Genomic DNA, 14,835 nt, shown 5'->3' with positions numbered 1-14,835 from the left:
CGATCACCCGCTGCGCCCTAATACATTGGCAGACAACGTATTCACGTATGCGTATAGGAACGGATCGACCGGTGACCGCCCGATCGCCGTCAGCGTCAGCGTCAGTCGTGAACTATCGCATCGAATCCAACGGGATCGGCGGGCTGACAAACTGGAACCCCGATTTGCTGCGCTCCATGAACCGACGTTCGAATGTGCCCTTGATCTGCCTACCGTCCAACTCGCCCGTCAGTACCAGCAGGTCCTTGTCCGGTTGGGTCGCGCGTAGCACTACCTGTGGCGAATCAGACTCGCGCTTGCGCAGTTCGAGCCGATTGCCGTTGACGTTGAGCAGCCACATGGTGATGTAGCCCGCTGGCACCTGGCTAACAAATCTGACCACACCAAGTCCAGGGTCCTTGTTGCGGTCGGCGATCGCCACATTGACCCACGGCTGCGGGCGCGCCTGACTCAGCGTTGCTTCGCGACCGTCGACGGTGAATGAGGTTGCGCGCCAGACTCCGTCCAGAGTTGAGGTCGGGGTGTGAAAGACGATGTACGCCATCGAGTTCTGGATGGCGACGAAAGACAGCAACAACCCGGCGATGCCGAACTTGGCGATCACACCGGCTCGCCGCAACCAGCGTTTGCCTGCCCCCAGTGGAAGCCAGTGCTCAACCGGGCGAGCCTCACCGCGATTGAGCACCACGCGCATCAGGTTCGACCAATACGGCGACGTGATACCGATGGCCACCAGGAGCAATTCGCCGACGGCCAGCTTAACCGGCACGTCGTAGGTCATGTTCAGCGCGAATACCTGTGCCATCGCCACTACCGCCCCGAGCGCCCCGAGCAGTTGCGTACGGTTCCACAGCAATAGCAACCCCGACATCAGTTCAACCAGCCCTGTCACCACCGAATACGGCTCAGAAGCCCCCATGAAGCCCCAAAGTGTCTCGAACAGACTGGTATCGCCCACCAACTGTAGTTGGTGATCCGGCCGTGCCATGAATGCCATTTGAACGGGGATCGCCTTGCCCAGCCCGTAGAGGATCATCACCAGCGCCAGTCCGAAGCGCGCGAATACATTCAGCGAGGCGGCCAAACGCCGGTAGTCGGAACGCCGCCGATCCATGACTGTCCACACCGCGGTGATCAACAGTGCCAACGCGATCCAACCGAGGTGCAAACACCAGAACCACAACGTGTCCGAGCCAGCCGACTTCGTGATCTCGACACCGCGAAGTTGAGTCGGGTAGCTGCCGACTTGTGCGAGTAGCCAGATCACCGGTTCCAGTGGGTGTCGGCCTGCATAGTCTTTCACCACACTCCCGCCGATAACGGCGACCAACAGCAACCCACCACCAACGGTGAAAAGCAGTCGGAAACCGAACTTTTGGAGCGGCGTCCACTCCGGGATGAACTCCCCGGAACCACGTATTCCCGCGGCCGGTACCGGGTGCGGGGCAGTAGTCACGGCAGTTATATTAGGCTGCTGGCCTCTCGAATGCCGTGATAAGCGAGGGCAACTTGACTCGCCGTACTTGTCGGAGGCGGCCGTCAGGTCAGACACAGGAATCGCGGCTCTACGCCAATCAGCTCGGCGTCTTCCCGACTGAGATGACAGCTACTGCAACCAGCATTACACGTTCTCTGCGACGACGGAACGCGAGCCAGGCTCGTCGCTTCACCTATTCAGCGCCCGCTTCTGCCTCCACTCGGCAAGTTGCCTGATGCAACGTGGCGGGTGATCAGGTGATGGGCTCCATCCAATGGCACCAGCGGAGTCAGCGTTCCTGGTCGTCTTTCGGCGCGGTCAGCCGGCCACCGTGACGCCGCCGGCCGTAGAGATCCATCGATCGGGGTTGTGAGACCTGGCGGCGAAATTGTCGCGCTCGATTCCTGAGCAGAATCAGCGACCTGTGCAACTCGAACAGCATGAGCCAATCTTCGCCCTTGAAGATGGACGGAGCCGATATACACGCACTGTTCGAGAGCGAAACCTGGGAAAATCCGGCGTGAAGACTTCCACAACGCGAGGTGGTCATGGGCTGGGATCGGGGTGCGGACGGCAGCCACCTGCCGCGGTCTCCCGGTCTTCGGTCCCCCGCTACCATAAGACGGACCGTCTCGTCTCGCAGCGACCAGGCATAGTGAAGGTGATTTGAGACCGATGACCGAGGACACGATTCAAGCGCTGCTGCAGAAACGCGTGTCCGACCCCGGTGTCGCGGTCAAACACCGTGCCCTGCAGTGGAGTTGGAGTCAGTACCTGGCGGGAGCGGCGCAGCGCGCGGCGGCCCTGATCTCCGCCGCCGACCCGAACCGGCCGATGCACGTGGGCGTCCTGCTGGGGAACAACCCCGAGATGCTGGCCCAGATGGCGGCCGCCGGTCTCGGCGGCTACGTCCTGTGCGGCCTGAACAACACGCGGCGCGGTGAGGCGCTCGCCGCCGACGTCCGGCGCGCGCATTGCCAGTTCCTGGTGACCGATGCCGAACACCGGCCGCTGCTGGACGGCCTGGATTTGGAGGGAACCCAGATCCTCGACACCTCGAGCCAGGAGTGGACCGAGTTCGTCGGGGGTGCAGGCGAACTGGTGCCGCACCGACAGGTGACCGCGACCGACCCGTTCATGATGATCTTCACCTCGGGAACCAGCGGAAACCCCAAGGCGGTACAGGTGTCACACCTGATGGCGACGTTCGCCGGCATCAACCTGGTCCAGCGCTTCGCCCTGTCCGAGCAGGACACCTGCTACGTGTCCATGCCGCTGTTCCACTCCAACGCGGTGGTCGCCGGCTGGGCGCCCGCGGTGGTCTCCGGCGCCGCGATCGTGCCGGCGAAGTTCTCGGCGAGCAGCTTCCTCGACGACGTCCGCCACTACGGCGCGACGTACATGAACTACGTGGGCAAGCCGCTGGCCTACATCCTGGCCACGCCCGAGCGCGACGATGACGCCGACAACCCCCTGCGGGTGGCGTTCGGCAACGAGGCCAACGACAAGGACATCGAGGAGTTCGCGCGCCGCTTCGGTGTGCAGGTCGAGGACGGCTTCGGCTCCACCGAGAACGCGGTCATCGTGATCCGCGAGCCCGGAACGCCGAGGGGTTCGATCGGCAAAGGGGTCGACGGGGTGGCGATCTACAACAGCGAGACCGTGACCGAGTGCGCGGTCGCCCGGTTCGACGCCGACGGCGCCCTGGTCAATGCGGACGAAGCCGTGGGCGAGTTGGTCAACACGGCGGGATCGGGTTTCTTCACCGGGTACTACAACGATCCGGAGGCCAACGCCGAACGCATGCGCCACGGCATGTACTGGTCGGGCGACCTCGCCTACCGCGACGCCGAGGGTTGGATATACCTGGCCGGCCGCACCGCCGACTGGATGAGGGTCGACGGGGAGAACCTCGCCGCCGCGCCGATCGAGCGAATCCTGTTGCGGCACCCTGCGATCAACCGCGTGGCGGTGTACGCCGTCCCGGACGGGCGCGTCGGGGACCAGGTGATGGCGGCGATCGTCCTCAACGAGGGGCGCACCCTGGACCCCGCCGAGTTAGAGGCATTCCTCGACGCTCAGCCCGACCTGTCCCCGAAGGCGCGCCCGCGCTACGTCCGCATCGCCATCGACCTGCCCAGCACCGCCACCCACAAGGTGCTCAAGCGTCAACTCATCGCCGAGGCGACCGATGTCGGCGCGGGGGAAACACTGTGGGAGCGCGACCCACGGGGCACCGCCTATGCCATCGCCACGCCTAGCCCTGGCTCGGAGGCACGCGACGGCGGATCTGACCCTTCGACCGTCTCACCCGCTTGACCGGGTCCCGCGCTGTGCCGCAGGCGATCTCGTCGCGCAGCTGCGCGATGTTGGACAACTCCGCGTACAGGCCGCGGATCGCGTAGTCCAGGACGGCGAACGAGAAGCGCTGGTCGGGATCGGCGCTGATGCCGAGGTCGCGCGACCGCTGCCGCGACCACAACGCCTCGTCCAGCCGCGCCCGGGTCGCCTCGAGATGGCGATCCAACGTGTCGACGATGTGTTCGGGATCCCCGCCACGGGCGAGCCAGGTCTTGAGGATCACGGGGTGCTTGATGACGACCTGGTCGTCACCCGGGAAGTGTCGCACCCACCGGCGCAGTGCGTCGAGCCCGGCATCGGTGGTCTCGTACAGCGTGATCGGCCGCTTTCCCGACCGGGCGCCGATCTCGCCGACCATTCCGCGGGCCAACAACCGATTCAGTTCGCGGCGTACATGACTGACCGACGGCGACCAATAGAAGTGGCCGACCGACAGCTCGGCGCGCATCTTGATCTCGCCCGCGGTGAGCTGCTCGTCGTTGGCGGCGAGCACGCCCAGCACCAGGTAGGCCGTCACCGGCAGGCCGTTGCTGGTGCGCCGGGGGCTCACGGCCGGCCTACTTCTCGCCGGTGAAGTAGGGCAGCGTGACGTCGGGGCCGACCGCATGGAATTGCACCCGCACCCGCATGCCCATCCGCAATTGCTCCGGCGCGACGCCGACGACGTTGGTCAGCATCTGGTAGCCCTCGTCCAGCGTGACGATGGCCGGCGCGTAGGGCGGGGAGAACTCCGCCGTCACCGGCCGGTGAACCACGGTCCAGCTGTAGATCTCGCCCAGGCCGTCGCCGCGTTCCCAGCGCACCTGCGCCGAAAGGCATTGGCGGCAGTGCTCGGTCGGCGGGAAGTTGGCACACCCGCAGGCGTCGCAGCGTTGGTAGCGCAGTTCCCCCGATCGACAGCCCTGCCAAAAGGGCAGGCTGAGGTGACTACTGGCATGGGGCAGCGGGCCGGTTTGCGGGCGCAGGGCGTCGGAGGTCACCGCGGTTCGTCCCCCAGCAGCAGCAGGGTGGTGAACAAGGCGCCCGCTCCCCCGTTGCTGCACAACGCGATGTGCGCATCGGGGACCTGGAGCTCGCCGGCCTGACCGCGCAGCTGCTGGACGGCACGGACGGCCCGCTGCATCATCTGCGGGTTGGAACCCGCATGGCTGAACGACATGGTTCCTCCGTCGGTGGTGATGGGATGGCTGCCGTCGATGGCGATGTGGCCGTCGGCGACGAACGGGCCGCCCTCGCCCTCGCCGCAGAACCCGAACGCTTCGAGCTGGCGGATGATTTCGAAGGAGAACGGGTCGTAGAGCTCGAGCACGTCGACGTCGTCGGGCCGCAGCCCGGCGTGGGCGAACGCGCGCTCGGCGGCGCGCCGGCCGACCACGCCGTTGACGTATCCGCCGTGCCGGTCCCGCCGCCCGGCGAGGTCCCACGCCGGCGGGTGCTGGTAGGACGGGCCGTGGAAGTCGGCGCCGCTGCCCAGCACGTAGATGGGCTGGCTTGCGCCGCCCGTCTTTTCGACGTCGGCCACGACCAGGGCGCAGCCGCCCTCGGAGGTGGTGGCGCAGTCCAGCAGGTGAAAGGGGTCGGCGATGGGCCGCGACGCGGTGATGTCGTCGGGGGTGAAGGGTCCGCGTTGGTAGTAGACGGCTTCGGGGTTGCGCGATCCGTTGTTGCGGATGGTCGCGGCGACGATAGAGAGTTGTTCGCGCGTCGTGCCGTAGGTGTGCATGTGGCGGCGCGCGATGAGGGCGAACTCTGCGGTGGTGAACATGCCCCACGGGGCGACGAATTCGTTTTCCGGCCGCGTCCACGGCGCCGTCGCCTCGTGATCGCGGTACTCGCCGGCCTGGGCGGCGACGAGCACCACCACGTCGGCCATGCCGTGCTCGATCGCGGTAACCGCCTCGGTGATCATGCCGACACCGAAGGCGAGCCCCTGCCAGGCCGGCCCGAGGCGCAGGTCGTAGATGAGCGCGGTGGACAGCGGCCCGGCGCTGATCCCGTCGACGTCGTCCAGGCGCAGGCCCGCGTCGTCGAGCGCGCCGCGGATGGCGCTCAGGGCCAGGCTCCGTGAGGTCTCGCCGTCCAGGCGCCGGCCCTGCCGGGTGTTGTGCACGCCGACGATCGCCGCGGTGCGTTTGGTGGCTGCCACTGAATGATCCTTTGCGTTGCTCTAGTTTTCGTCTGCCACGACGCCGAGGTAGGTGCCGACGACGGCGTACCGCCGCCCGTCGCGGGTGATGGTGCCGATCGTCGTGGCGCGGGCACCGATGGGCGGCCCGCCGGCCCCCGCGCCCCGTTCCACCACATCGATCCGTACGTCGACGGGCCGCGCGGTCTCGGGGTCGGTGATTTCGACGACCATCGCGACGGCATGCTCGCGCTCGTCCCATTCCACGCTGGTGATGCGGTGCCGTGCGGTCAACTCCATCACCACCGACTCGTGGCGGACCAAAAACCGCACCGGGGCACACAATTCGCCGGCGCGCGGGGGCACACAGAGCGTGACCGCCATGTCACAGGCCCGCCGGCCTGGCGCTGATGGTTCCCGACTCCCGCAGCGCGGACAGATCCTGTTGGCTGCGTCCCAGCAGGCCGGTGAGGACCTCCTCGGTGTGCTGGCCGTACAGCGGCGGTACCCGGCGGATCCAGCGCCGCGGCCGGCCCAGGAACGTGAACGGCATGCCGGTGCACAGGAAGGAGCCGGCGACCGGATGGTCGACTTGCTCCCAGAAGGCCCGCGCGTGCAGGTGCGGATCGCGCAGCAGTTCCGGGGCCGGCGTGACACGCGCCGCCGCCACCCCCGCCGCGCGCAACGCGTCGACCGCTTCGGTCACCGCCCGCCGTGCGGTCCAGTCGGAGATCAGCTTGTCGATTTCGTCCGGTTGCTCACGCCAGTCGTCGGCCCCGAGGTCCGGCCGGCCGAGCAGCCGGGCCAGCGCCGCGCGGGCGTCGTCGTCCACCGCGGCCAGTGCCACCCAGTCGTCCTCTCCGCGGCAGCGGTAGACGCCCTGCGGGTTGGCGCCGGGGCCGCGGTTGCCGTTGCGGCGCATCTTGATTCCGTTGCGTGAGTATTCGACCAGCATCTCGGCGGCCACGTTCAGCGCCGCCTCCACCATGGTGGATTCGACGTGCATCCCGCGCCCGTCGCGGTCGCGGAGCACCAGTGCGGCCACCGCGGCGAACGCCGCGTGCAGGCCCGCGATCGGGTCGCACACGCCACGGGGAATCACCGGGGGGCCGTCGCGGTGTCCGGTCATCCACGCCATGCCGGTCGCCTGCTCCATCGTCTGGGCGAAGCCCACGCGGTCACGCCAGGGACCGTCGAGTCCGAAGGCGGGCATCCGCACCATGACGGCGCGCGGGTTGGCCGCTCGCACGGCATCCCAGCCCAGGCCGAAGTTGGTCATCACCCGTGGCGAGAAGTTCTCGAGAACGAGATCGCTTGCGGCGACGAGCTCCAGCGCGATGGCCCGCCCCGCCTCGGTACTGAGTTCGACGCTGACGGCGCGCTTGTTGTTGTTGCTGCACAGAAAGACCGGGCCCCACTCCCACCACTGATCCCAGCTGGGTGGGCGCCCGGCGGAGAACCGCATGCCGTCGGGCCGCCGGACGCCCTCGACCTTGATCACGTCGGCGCCCAGGGCGCCCAGCAGTTGGGTGGCGACCGGCCCCGCCCAGAAGGCGGTGAAGTCGGTGATCCGCGTGTCCGCCAGCGGCAGAGTGTCCGCCCCGCGCCGTGGGTTGTTCCGCGGTGGCCAGTCGACGCGGCCATTGTCGGCGCCGAGCCGCGGCGGGGGCCCCGGCGGCCTGGTCGTCATCTCATCGCTGCGATACGGCACCCTCGGCTGCAACCCGCCCGCCCCGGATTCGACGAACACCTCGCGCTCCACGAAATGGTCGATCTCCGGCAGCATTTCGGGTGTTCCAATCGGCGCCACCGGGATTCGGAAGGCGACCGCGAGGTCGACGATCTCCTGGGTGGTGCGCGACCGGGTCCACTGCGTGACCATCTCGAGGAATTCGTCGCGGCGGGCGACGCGCCCGTCGAACGAGGCCAGTTCGGCATCGTCGAGGAGATCGGCACGCTCGATCAGCACCAGGAAGTCCTGGAACTGCTGCGCGGTGATGGTGCAGAAGCCCACCAGGCCGTCGGCGGTGGGGACGATCGAGGGCAGTTCCAGGCTGCGCCGCCCCAACAGGGAGTCCGCGCCCAAGACGCTGGCCGACATGGCGGACAGGCCGCCCATCGCGATGACCATCGCCTCGTACGTCGAGACGTCGATGACCTCGCCGCGCCCGCTGCGCGCGGCGTGCCGGGCGGTCGCCGCGGTGACCGCGGCCGCGAAGGTGCCCGCCAGCCACTCGCCGAGCTGCCCGCCCGCCTGCACCGGTTCGTCCTCCGGCCAGCCGCGGCCGGCGGTCGATCCGCACAACGCCTGCAGGATGAACTCGTTGGCGATCACCCGATCGTCGACGTAGGGTCCCGTCGTGCCGAACGGTGTCACGGCGACCACCACGGCCGAAGCGCCGGTGTGGGCGGTGATCTCGTCGAGCGTCCATCCGTCGGTCAAGTCGGTGAGCACGATGTCGGCACCGGCGAACAGCGCGGCGATCTCCGCCTGGCCGCTGTCGATCACCGATCTCTTGGCCGCGGCCAGGTAGGCGAACAACGCCCCGGCCGGTCCGCCGGCCGACCGCTCGCGCATCGAATCGCCCTGCGGCGATTCGATCTTGACCACCTCGGCGCCCGCATCGGCGAACATCTTGCCGCAGTAGGACACGGCGACCCCGTTGGACAGCTCCAGCACACGCCAGTCCGCGAACGGCGCTCCTGCTGTCACGTTCAATTGCCCAGGGTGGTGGCGCGCCCCGAAATTCCGGCGGCTTCGGCCGTCACCTGCGACTGCAGGGCGAATTGGGTCATCCGGGTCCACGCGTCCCGATCGCGCTGGCTGGCCCGGCGGCCCACATGCGTCACCACGTCGACGTCGGCGGCCTGCGCGCGCAGGTAACCGGCGCGGGCATGTTCCCTCGGAATGTGCCGGAACGGGTCGAACGAGTAGGCGGCCATGGCGTTTTCGTGCGTGATCTTGTCGATGACCCGGTCATCGAGATGCCCCATGGTCTCCATCACATCCTCGGGCGCGAACGGCCAGTTGCTGTCCGAGTGGGGAAAGTCGGACTCCCAGCACAGCATGTCCGCGTTGAACCAATCCATGTTGCGCACGCCGACCTTGTCGCTGATGAAGCACGTGTAGAAGTGCCGCTTGAACACGTCGGCCGGCCCGCTGTAACCGGGCGGGAACTTGGCCTGCGTCCACCCCGAATGGCGGTTGTAGACATGTTCGGCGCGCCACAGGAAGTACGGTATCCAGCCGACGTCGCCCTCGGTGAGCGAGAACTTCAGCTGGGGGAAGTCCGCCCAGAACTCGGCCCAGATCAGCTCGGTGAAGGTGAACATGCTCATCATCGACGACGCCGTCATCTGCACACTGGGCGGGGCGTCCGTCGACACCTGCGGCGAGCGCGACGCGGAGCCGACATGCGTGCACAGCACCGTGTTGTTCTCGCAGACCGCCTCGAACAGCGGGTACCAGTACTTGGTGTGAATGCTGGGCATTTGCAACGCCTCTGGATTCTCCGAGAACGTCACTGCATGGCAGCCCTTGTCGGCGAGGCGCTTGACCTCCGTGGCCGCCTCGGCCACGTCGAACAGGGGCAGGATGCCGCAGGGGATGAATCGGCCCGGGTAGGCCGCGCACCACTCGTCGACGTGCCAGTCGTTGTAGGCCTTGATCATCACCAGGTTGACCGCACGGTCGGGGCCCTGGTTGAGGACCTGACCGGAGAAGCCGGTGAAGTTCGGGAAGTTCAGGCCGGCCAGCTGCCCGCCGGCGTTCATGTCACGGACCCGTTCGTCGACGTTGAAGCAGCCGGGGCGCATCTCGTCGTAGCGGGAGGCGTCGATGTTGTACATCTCGCGGGGCTTGCCCGCCACGGCGTTCAGGCCCATGTTCCGGCCGCGGACGTCGCCGTAGTACCACTGCTGGACGCCGTCGGGTTCGACGACCACCCGGGGCGCGCGGTCTTTGTACTTGGCGGGGACGTGCGCGTCGAACATGTCGGCGGGCTCCGCGATGTGATCGTCCACGCTGATCAGGATCAAGTCGTCCTTGTTCATGCCGCGCTCCTCGATGATCTGCGACTAGTAGATAATGGCGCCGATCACAGTGTCAACCGCCAGCTCGGCGCCAGCATCGCTGTGTTCGATTGCCGTGCAATGCGGCCTGCCCACATAGGTGGTCCGGCGATTCCGGCGCCGGCTACGGACTAATAGTCGCTGTGGCGAGGGTGCGGCTCGCCGCACTTTCGGGCTCGCGTGTGCGGCTGGCCGCACCCTCGGCGAGATCAGTCGGCCGGCTCGTAGCGCAACATCGTGACGTCGTGCTCGGGGTAGTCGAAGAACACCGGTTTCACCCGCATCCCCACCCTGAGGTCGGCGGGGTCGACGTTGACCATTTCGGTGGAAAACCTTGGCCCCTCGTCCCATTCGACGATCGCCAGCAGCTGCGGAACCGCGTCTGCGAAGTGCGGGCTGACCGGGCGCCGCGCCACCGTGTAGGAATACAACGTCCCCATGCCGGAGATCTCTCGCCACTCCAGGTCATCGGCGAGCGTGCGCGGCGCGCGCACCCGCGGGTAGAACACGTAGCTTCCCAGCGAGGGCGAATACTGGATCACGATGCGGTGCTGCGCCAGTGCGTCCCAAAACGGGGCGGTGGTAGGCGTTTTGACCGGCATCGGGCGCTCAAAGGTGGTCATGTCGGAATCAATCCCCCTCGAGTATCAGCGTGGTTTGCTCCGACAGGATGCCGCCGTTGCCGGACACGAAGGCGCGGTGACAGTCGGCGACCTGCGCCGCACCCGCGCGACCCATGATCTGGCGGGTGGCGTCGCAGACATGGTGCATGCCGCCGGCGAGTCCGGCCTGACCGAAACCCAATTGCCCGCCTGCGGTGTTGAGCGGGAAGTCGCCGCGGAAGGTCAGGTCATGGCCGGCGACGAATTCCATGCCTTTGCCCTTCTCGCAGAAGCCCGCGTCCTCCAGCGACAGCAGCACGGTGATGGTGTAGCAGTCGTAGATGGACACCATGTCCATCTGCTCGCGGGTCAGCCCGGTCATCGCGAACGCGGTGTCGGCTGCCTCGACGATGGGGGTGTGCAGCAGATCCTTGGCGTAGGTCGGGGTCTTGAACGGGACGTGTTCGCCGAATCCCTTGATCCACACGGGCCGATGGCGCGCGCGCCTGGCCAGGTCGGCGTTGGCGACGACCACCGCGGCACCACCGACGCAGGGCATCACGATCTCCAGCATGTGCAGCGGGTCGGCGATCACGGGGCTGGCCAGGACGTCGTCGACCGTCAGCGGTTTGTCCTTCCAGATCGCGCCCTCGGTGTGGTTGGCGTTGACCCGCTGGTCGACGACGATCTTGGCCATCGCCCGCTCGTCGTAGCCGTACACGGCCGCGTAGCGTTGGGCCACCTGCCCGTAGGGCCCGTTCTGCCCGAGATTGCCGTAGGGGATCTCGAATTCGGCCTGGGGAGAACCGTATTGGTTGCTCGACGACCCGAAGAACATCGCGTCCACCATCGGCCTGGGCTTCTTCTTCGAAGACGGCGTGATGTATCGGGCCGGCAGCGCGCACAAGACCGCGTCACAGATGCCCAGCTCGATCGCCGCGGCGGCGCGCCAGACCATGGCCGCCGCGCTGGCGCCGCCGAGGTCGACGTGCTCGGCGAATCGCGCGCCGACGCCCAGGTATTCGGCGATGGTGGACGGCACGAAGATCTCGGACTCCGCCAGGTGCGACGCCACGATGCCGTTGACCGCGTCGCCGGGCAATCCGGCGTCTTCGAGGGCGGCCGCGGACAGCTCCGCCCATTGCTCGATCGCGAACGGGGCGAGCGAGGCCTTGTTGAGCCGCTCGGGCGGCAGCTCGACGTAGCCGACGATCGCGGCCTCTCCACGTAATCCCATGCGCGGTCCTACTTCCGGGGTAGTCCGAGGATCATCTGCGCGATGATGTTCAGCTGAATTTCGCGGGTACCCCCGCCGATCAACTCGGCGGGCAGGTGCAGGTAGCGCTCGACGATGTCGGGGTCGGCGTCGGCGACCATCGCCGCCCGACCGGTCAAGCGCAGTGTGGCCTCGAAGGTCTTGCGCAACAGCACGTTCATCGCGACCTTGGCGATGCTGGACGCCGGGCCCGACACCTGGCCGTCGAGCAACCGGATGGTCTCCCGCACGCCCAGCGCCTTGATGGCGTTGGTGTACGCGTCCAGTTCGCCGAGCGCGCGCAGCGCGTCGTCGCGGTCGGGTCCCGGTTCGGCTGCCAGCCGGCGCAACGCCGCCGCGCGGTCGAACTTGACGTATCCGCTGATGGCGGAGCGCTCTTCGGCCATTGTCGCGATCGCCAGGTTCCAGCCGTCGCTGGGGGCGCCCAGCAACATGTCGTCGGGGACGAAGACGTCGTTGAGGAACACCTCGTTGAAGTGCTCCTGCCCGGTGGCCGTTTTGATCGGCTGGATCTCAATGCCGGGCGACCGCATATCCAGGATGAAGTAACCGATGCCACGGTGCTTGCTGGCTTCGGGGTCGGTGCGCGCCAGCAGCGCGCCAAGGTCGGCGTACTGCGCCAACGACGTCCAGATCTTGTGGCCGTTGATCCGCCAACCGCCGTCGACCTTGGTTGCCCGGGTGGCCAGCGACGCGAGGTCGGAGCCGGCGCCCGACTCGCTGAACAGCTGGCACCAATGAATCTCGCCGCGTTGGGTCGGCGGAATCAGCTTTTCTTGCAGGTCCTTTGGCGCGGCGGCCAGCACCGAGGGCAGGATCCACTCGGCGATGTTGAGCGACGTCCGGACCAGCCCGGGCCGCTTGGCGAACTCTTCGTCGATGATGAGCTGCTTGAGGGGACCCGCATCGACGCCCCACGGCGCCGGCCAGTGCGGCGCGATCAGGCCGGCGTCGGCCATCAACGTGCGCTGGGGCCCGGAGGCCTGGTCCGGGTAGTCGCCGTGCGGCGCCGGCGTGTCGTTGCGCAACTGCATTGCGGCGTCAAGGGTCTCGGCCACCCACGCCCGGAACTCCGCTTCCGCGGCCCCGAGGTCGACCGACATGTCGCGTTGCCGGGTGCAGGTCAGCTCCCCCAGCCGCCTGGCCCAACGATTCGCCGGGCCGATCGAGGCCGCGAGGCTGATCGCCCGCCGCCAGTACAGGTGCAGGTCGTGCTCCCAGGTGAAGCCGATCGCGCCGAACATGGTCAACGCGTCCAGGACGAGGTCGGGCACCGGCGATATCGCGATCACCGCCGCACCCGCGGCCGCCATCTGGTGCTGCTCGATCGGTTCGTCGGCGGCCCGCACCGCATCCCAGGCCGCGGCGGTGGCCAGTTCGCTGCTGACCAACAGCATCGCGGCGTTGTGCTGCAGGGCCTGGAACGTGCCGATCACCTTGCCGAACTGTTCGCGGATCCGCAGGTGCGCGGTCACCGCTTCGACGCACCACTGGACGATGCCGGACATCGCGCTGGCCAGTAAGCCCAGCGTGACGCACCGCGCGCGGTCGTGGTCTATTCCGGTCAGCACCTCCGAGCCCGCGGCCCGGTAGGCGTCCAGTCGCAAGACCCCGGCGTCGGCGACGAGGTCGGTGCCGTTCACGGGTTCGGCTGTCACGCCGGTCTTTTCGGTGTCGACCGGCACCCAGACCAGGCCGTCGCCGTCGGTGTGGGCCCCGACCAGCACGGTCCGCGCCGCGCACACGCCCGCGGTCACCTCCGACGCGCCGGTGACCAGCCACCCCCCGTCGTGGGAGCGCGCGCTGAAGGCGCCTTCGTCGGGAAGCACGACCGCCGCGGTGGCGCCGGCGGCCAGGTCGCGCAGTAGCGCCTCGGCCGCGGGCGTCGCGTCGGCCAGCAACGCAACGGCCCCGGCGGCGACGGTCGGCAACAGCGGCCCCGGCAACAGCGCCTTGCCCACCGCCTCGAGAACGCACGCGGCGTCGATCAGCCGGCCGCCCTGCCCGCCAACGCTTTCGGGCAGGTGCACCGCATGAAACCCGTTGCCGACCAGCGCCTTCCACCACGCCGGCCGCCGCCCCGCCGCGAGGTCGTCGAAGCTGTCGCGGGTGGCGGCGATGGGCGCGTGCCGGGCGGCGAACTGTCCGACGGCAGCGCTGAGCTCCTGCTGCTCAGGGCTCAATCCGAGGGTCACGATGACGGCCGAGAGGTGGCTAAGGTTGGCCGCACCGACTGCTACCCTTCCGACTCACAAGACGGACCGTCTCGTCTTGTGGCAGACTACCGGGGGCAGTCAGGCTATGTAAAGCGGGCCACCGCGGCAGTGAGGATCACCATATGCCAAGCGATCTCAGCCGAGTGAGCCCGCCGCGGCGGCGCAGCGAGAAGTCGCGCACGGCGATCGTCACCGCCACGCGCGAACTGCTTCTGGAGCGGGGGTTCGACGGTCTGACCATCGAGGCGGTCGCCGCTCGGGCCGGGGTCGGCAAGCAGACCATCTATCGCTGGTGGCCCAGCCGACCGGCCCTGGTCGCCGACGTCATGCTCGAGGACGCCGACCAGCTCCTCGCGGCGGTCAATCACACCAACGATCTGGCGGCCGATTTGGTGGGCTGGGTGCGCAAGCTCGCCACGACCCTGACGACGGCCCGCGGTTCGGCCATGCTGCGGATCTTGACCACCGCGGGCATGGAACACGAGGAGACCGCGGCCAAACTGCGCGCCGGATTCAGTGAGCCCCTGCACGAGGGTGTCCGGGCACGGATCCTTGCCGACGGCATCGACGAGCCGACCGCCGAGTCGGCCGCGGACGCGATCGTCGGCGGCGTCGTCTATCCGATCCTGTCCGACCCGCAACGGTATTCACGACACCGAGCCGAGCTCACGACGCGGCTCATCGTCGAGGCACTCAAAGGTTGATAC

Annotated in this window: 12 protein-coding genes; 2 read left to right on the top strand and 10 right to left on the bottom strand. The window is 67.9% G+C overall.

Going from position 1 to position 14,835, the window contains the following annotated elements; all coding sequences use genetic code 11:
* Positions 1–112 precede the first annotated feature (112 nt).
* Positions 113–1,420, bottom strand: a complete 1,308-nt coding sequence (locus AWC03_RS04730) for a hypothetical protein (RefSeq protein WP_338067399.1) — start codon at positions 1,418–1,420, stop codon at positions 113–115.
* Positions 1,421–2,152: 732 nt separating this feature from the next.
* Here AWC03_RS04730 and fadD1 point away from each other — a divergent pair.
* A complete protein-coding gene (gene fadD1 / locus AWC03_RS04725) occupies positions 2,153–3,796 on the top strand; it encodes a fatty-acid--CoA ligase FadD1 (RefSeq protein WP_085239353.1) in 1,644 nt (547 codons plus the stop codon).
* Here the strand turns inward: fadD1 and AWC03_RS04720 are convergent.
* The 9 genes from AWC03_RS04720 to AWC03_RS04680 form a co-directional block, all read right to left on the bottom strand.
* On the bottom strand, positions 3,735–4,388 hold the full coding sequence (locus AWC03_RS04720) for a PadR family transcriptional regulator (protein ID WP_085239352.1): 654 nt from the start codon (positions 4,386–4,388) through the stop codon (positions 3,735–3,737). The genes fadD1 and AWC03_RS04720 overlap by 62 nt on opposite strands.
* A 7-nt stretch (positions 4,389–4,395) precedes the next feature.
* Positions 4,396–4,818, bottom strand: a complete 423-nt coding sequence (locus AWC03_RS04715; protein ID WP_085239351.1) for a Zn-ribbon domain-containing OB-fold protein — start codon at positions 4,816–4,818, stop codon at positions 4,396–4,398.
* Positions 4,815–5,984 (bottom strand): thiolase family protein, encoded by a 1,170-nt coding sequence (locus tag AWC03_RS04710; RefSeq protein ID WP_085239350.1) that lies wholly within the window; start codon positions 5,982–5,984, stop codon positions 4,815–4,817. Before AWC03_RS04710 ends, AWC03_RS04715 begins: the two co-directional genes overlap by 4 nt.
* Before the next feature lie 21 nt (positions 5,985–6,005).
* Entirely contained in the window at positions 6,006–6,347 is a 342-nt protein-coding gene (locus AWC03_RS04705; protein ID WP_085239349.1) for a hypothetical protein, read from the bottom strand.
* A 1-nt stretch (position 6,348) separates the two neighbouring features.
* Positions 6,349–8,676 (bottom strand): CaiB/BaiF CoA-transferase family protein, encoded by a 2,328-nt coding sequence (locus AWC03_RS04700; protein WP_085239348.1) that lies wholly within the window; start codon positions 8,674–8,676, stop codon positions 6,349–6,351.
* 2 nt (positions 8,677–8,678) lie between these two features.
* Positions 8,679–10,016, bottom strand: a complete 1,338-nt coding sequence (locus AWC03_RS04695) for an amidohydrolase family protein (protein ID WP_085239347.1) — start codon at positions 10,014–10,016, stop codon at positions 8,679–8,681.
* Between the two features lie 227 nt (positions 10,017–10,243).
* Positions 10,244–10,657 carry a Zn-ribbon domain-containing OB-fold protein gene (locus AWC03_RS04690; protein WP_085239346.1) on the bottom strand — a complete coding sequence of 138 codons (414 nt, stop codon included), beginning with the start codon at positions 10,655–10,657 and terminating at the stop codon, positions 10,244–10,246.
* A 7-nt stretch (positions 10,658–10,664) separates the two neighbouring features.
* The gene (locus AWC03_RS04685; RefSeq protein ID WP_085239345.1) at positions 10,665–11,873 is read right to left on the bottom strand and encodes a thiolase family protein; all 1,209 of its coding nucleotides are present in this window, start codon (positions 11,871–11,873) and stop codon (positions 10,665–10,667) included.
* A gap of 8 nt (positions 11,874–11,881) precedes the next feature.
* Positions 11,882–14,107, bottom strand: coding sequence for an acyl-CoA dehydrogenase family protein (locus AWC03_RS04680; RefSeq protein ID WP_085239344.1), 2,226 nt, complete (start codon positions 14,105–14,107; stop codon positions 11,882–11,884).
* A 143-nt stretch (positions 14,108–14,250) separates the two neighbouring features.
* On the opposite strand from AWC03_RS04680, the gene AWC03_RS04675 reads away from it, so the two are divergent.
* The gene (locus AWC03_RS04675; protein ID WP_085239343.1) at positions 14,251–14,832 is read left to right on the top strand and encodes a TetR/AcrR family transcriptional regulator; all 582 of its coding nucleotides are present in this window, start codon (positions 14,251–14,253) and stop codon (positions 14,830–14,832) included.
* Positions 14,833–14,835: the final 3 nt, after the last annotated feature.

The organism is Mycobacterium europaeum, from assembly GCF_002102155.1.
GTDB classification, from domain to species: domain Bacteria; phylum Actinomycetota; class Actinomycetes; order Mycobacteriales; family Mycobacteriaceae; genus Mycobacterium; species Mycobacterium europaeum.
Note: the sequence above shows the minus strand (reverse complement) of the source record. Positions and strands in the feature narration are given on the sequence as shown.

Excerpts from the sequence above, each read along its gene's own strand:
- AWC03_RS04705 (WP_085239349.1), bottom strand. The coding sequence starts at position 6,347 with ATGGCGGTCACGCTCTGTGTGCCCCCGCGCGCCGGCGAATTGTGTGCC.
- fadD1 (WP_085239353.1), top strand. The coding sequence starts at position 2,153 with ATGACCGAGGACACGATTCAAGCGCTGCTGCAGAAACGCGTGTCCGAC.
- AWC03_RS04690 (WP_085239346.1), bottom strand. The coding sequence starts at position 10,657 with ATGACCACCTTTGAGCGCCCGATGCCGGTCAAAACGCCTACCACCGCC.
- AWC03_RS04685 (WP_085239345.1), bottom strand. The coding sequence starts at position 11,873 with ATGGGATTACGTGGAGAGGCCGCGATCGTCGGCTACGTCGAGCTGCCG.
- AWC03_RS04675 (WP_085239343.1), top strand. The coding sequence starts at position 14,251 with ATGCCAAGCGATCTCAGCCGAGTGAGCCCGCCGCGGCGGCGCAGCGAG.
- AWC03_RS04695 (WP_085239347.1), bottom strand. The coding sequence starts at position 10,016 with ATGAACAAGGACGACTTGATCCTGATCAGCGTGGACGATCACATCGCG.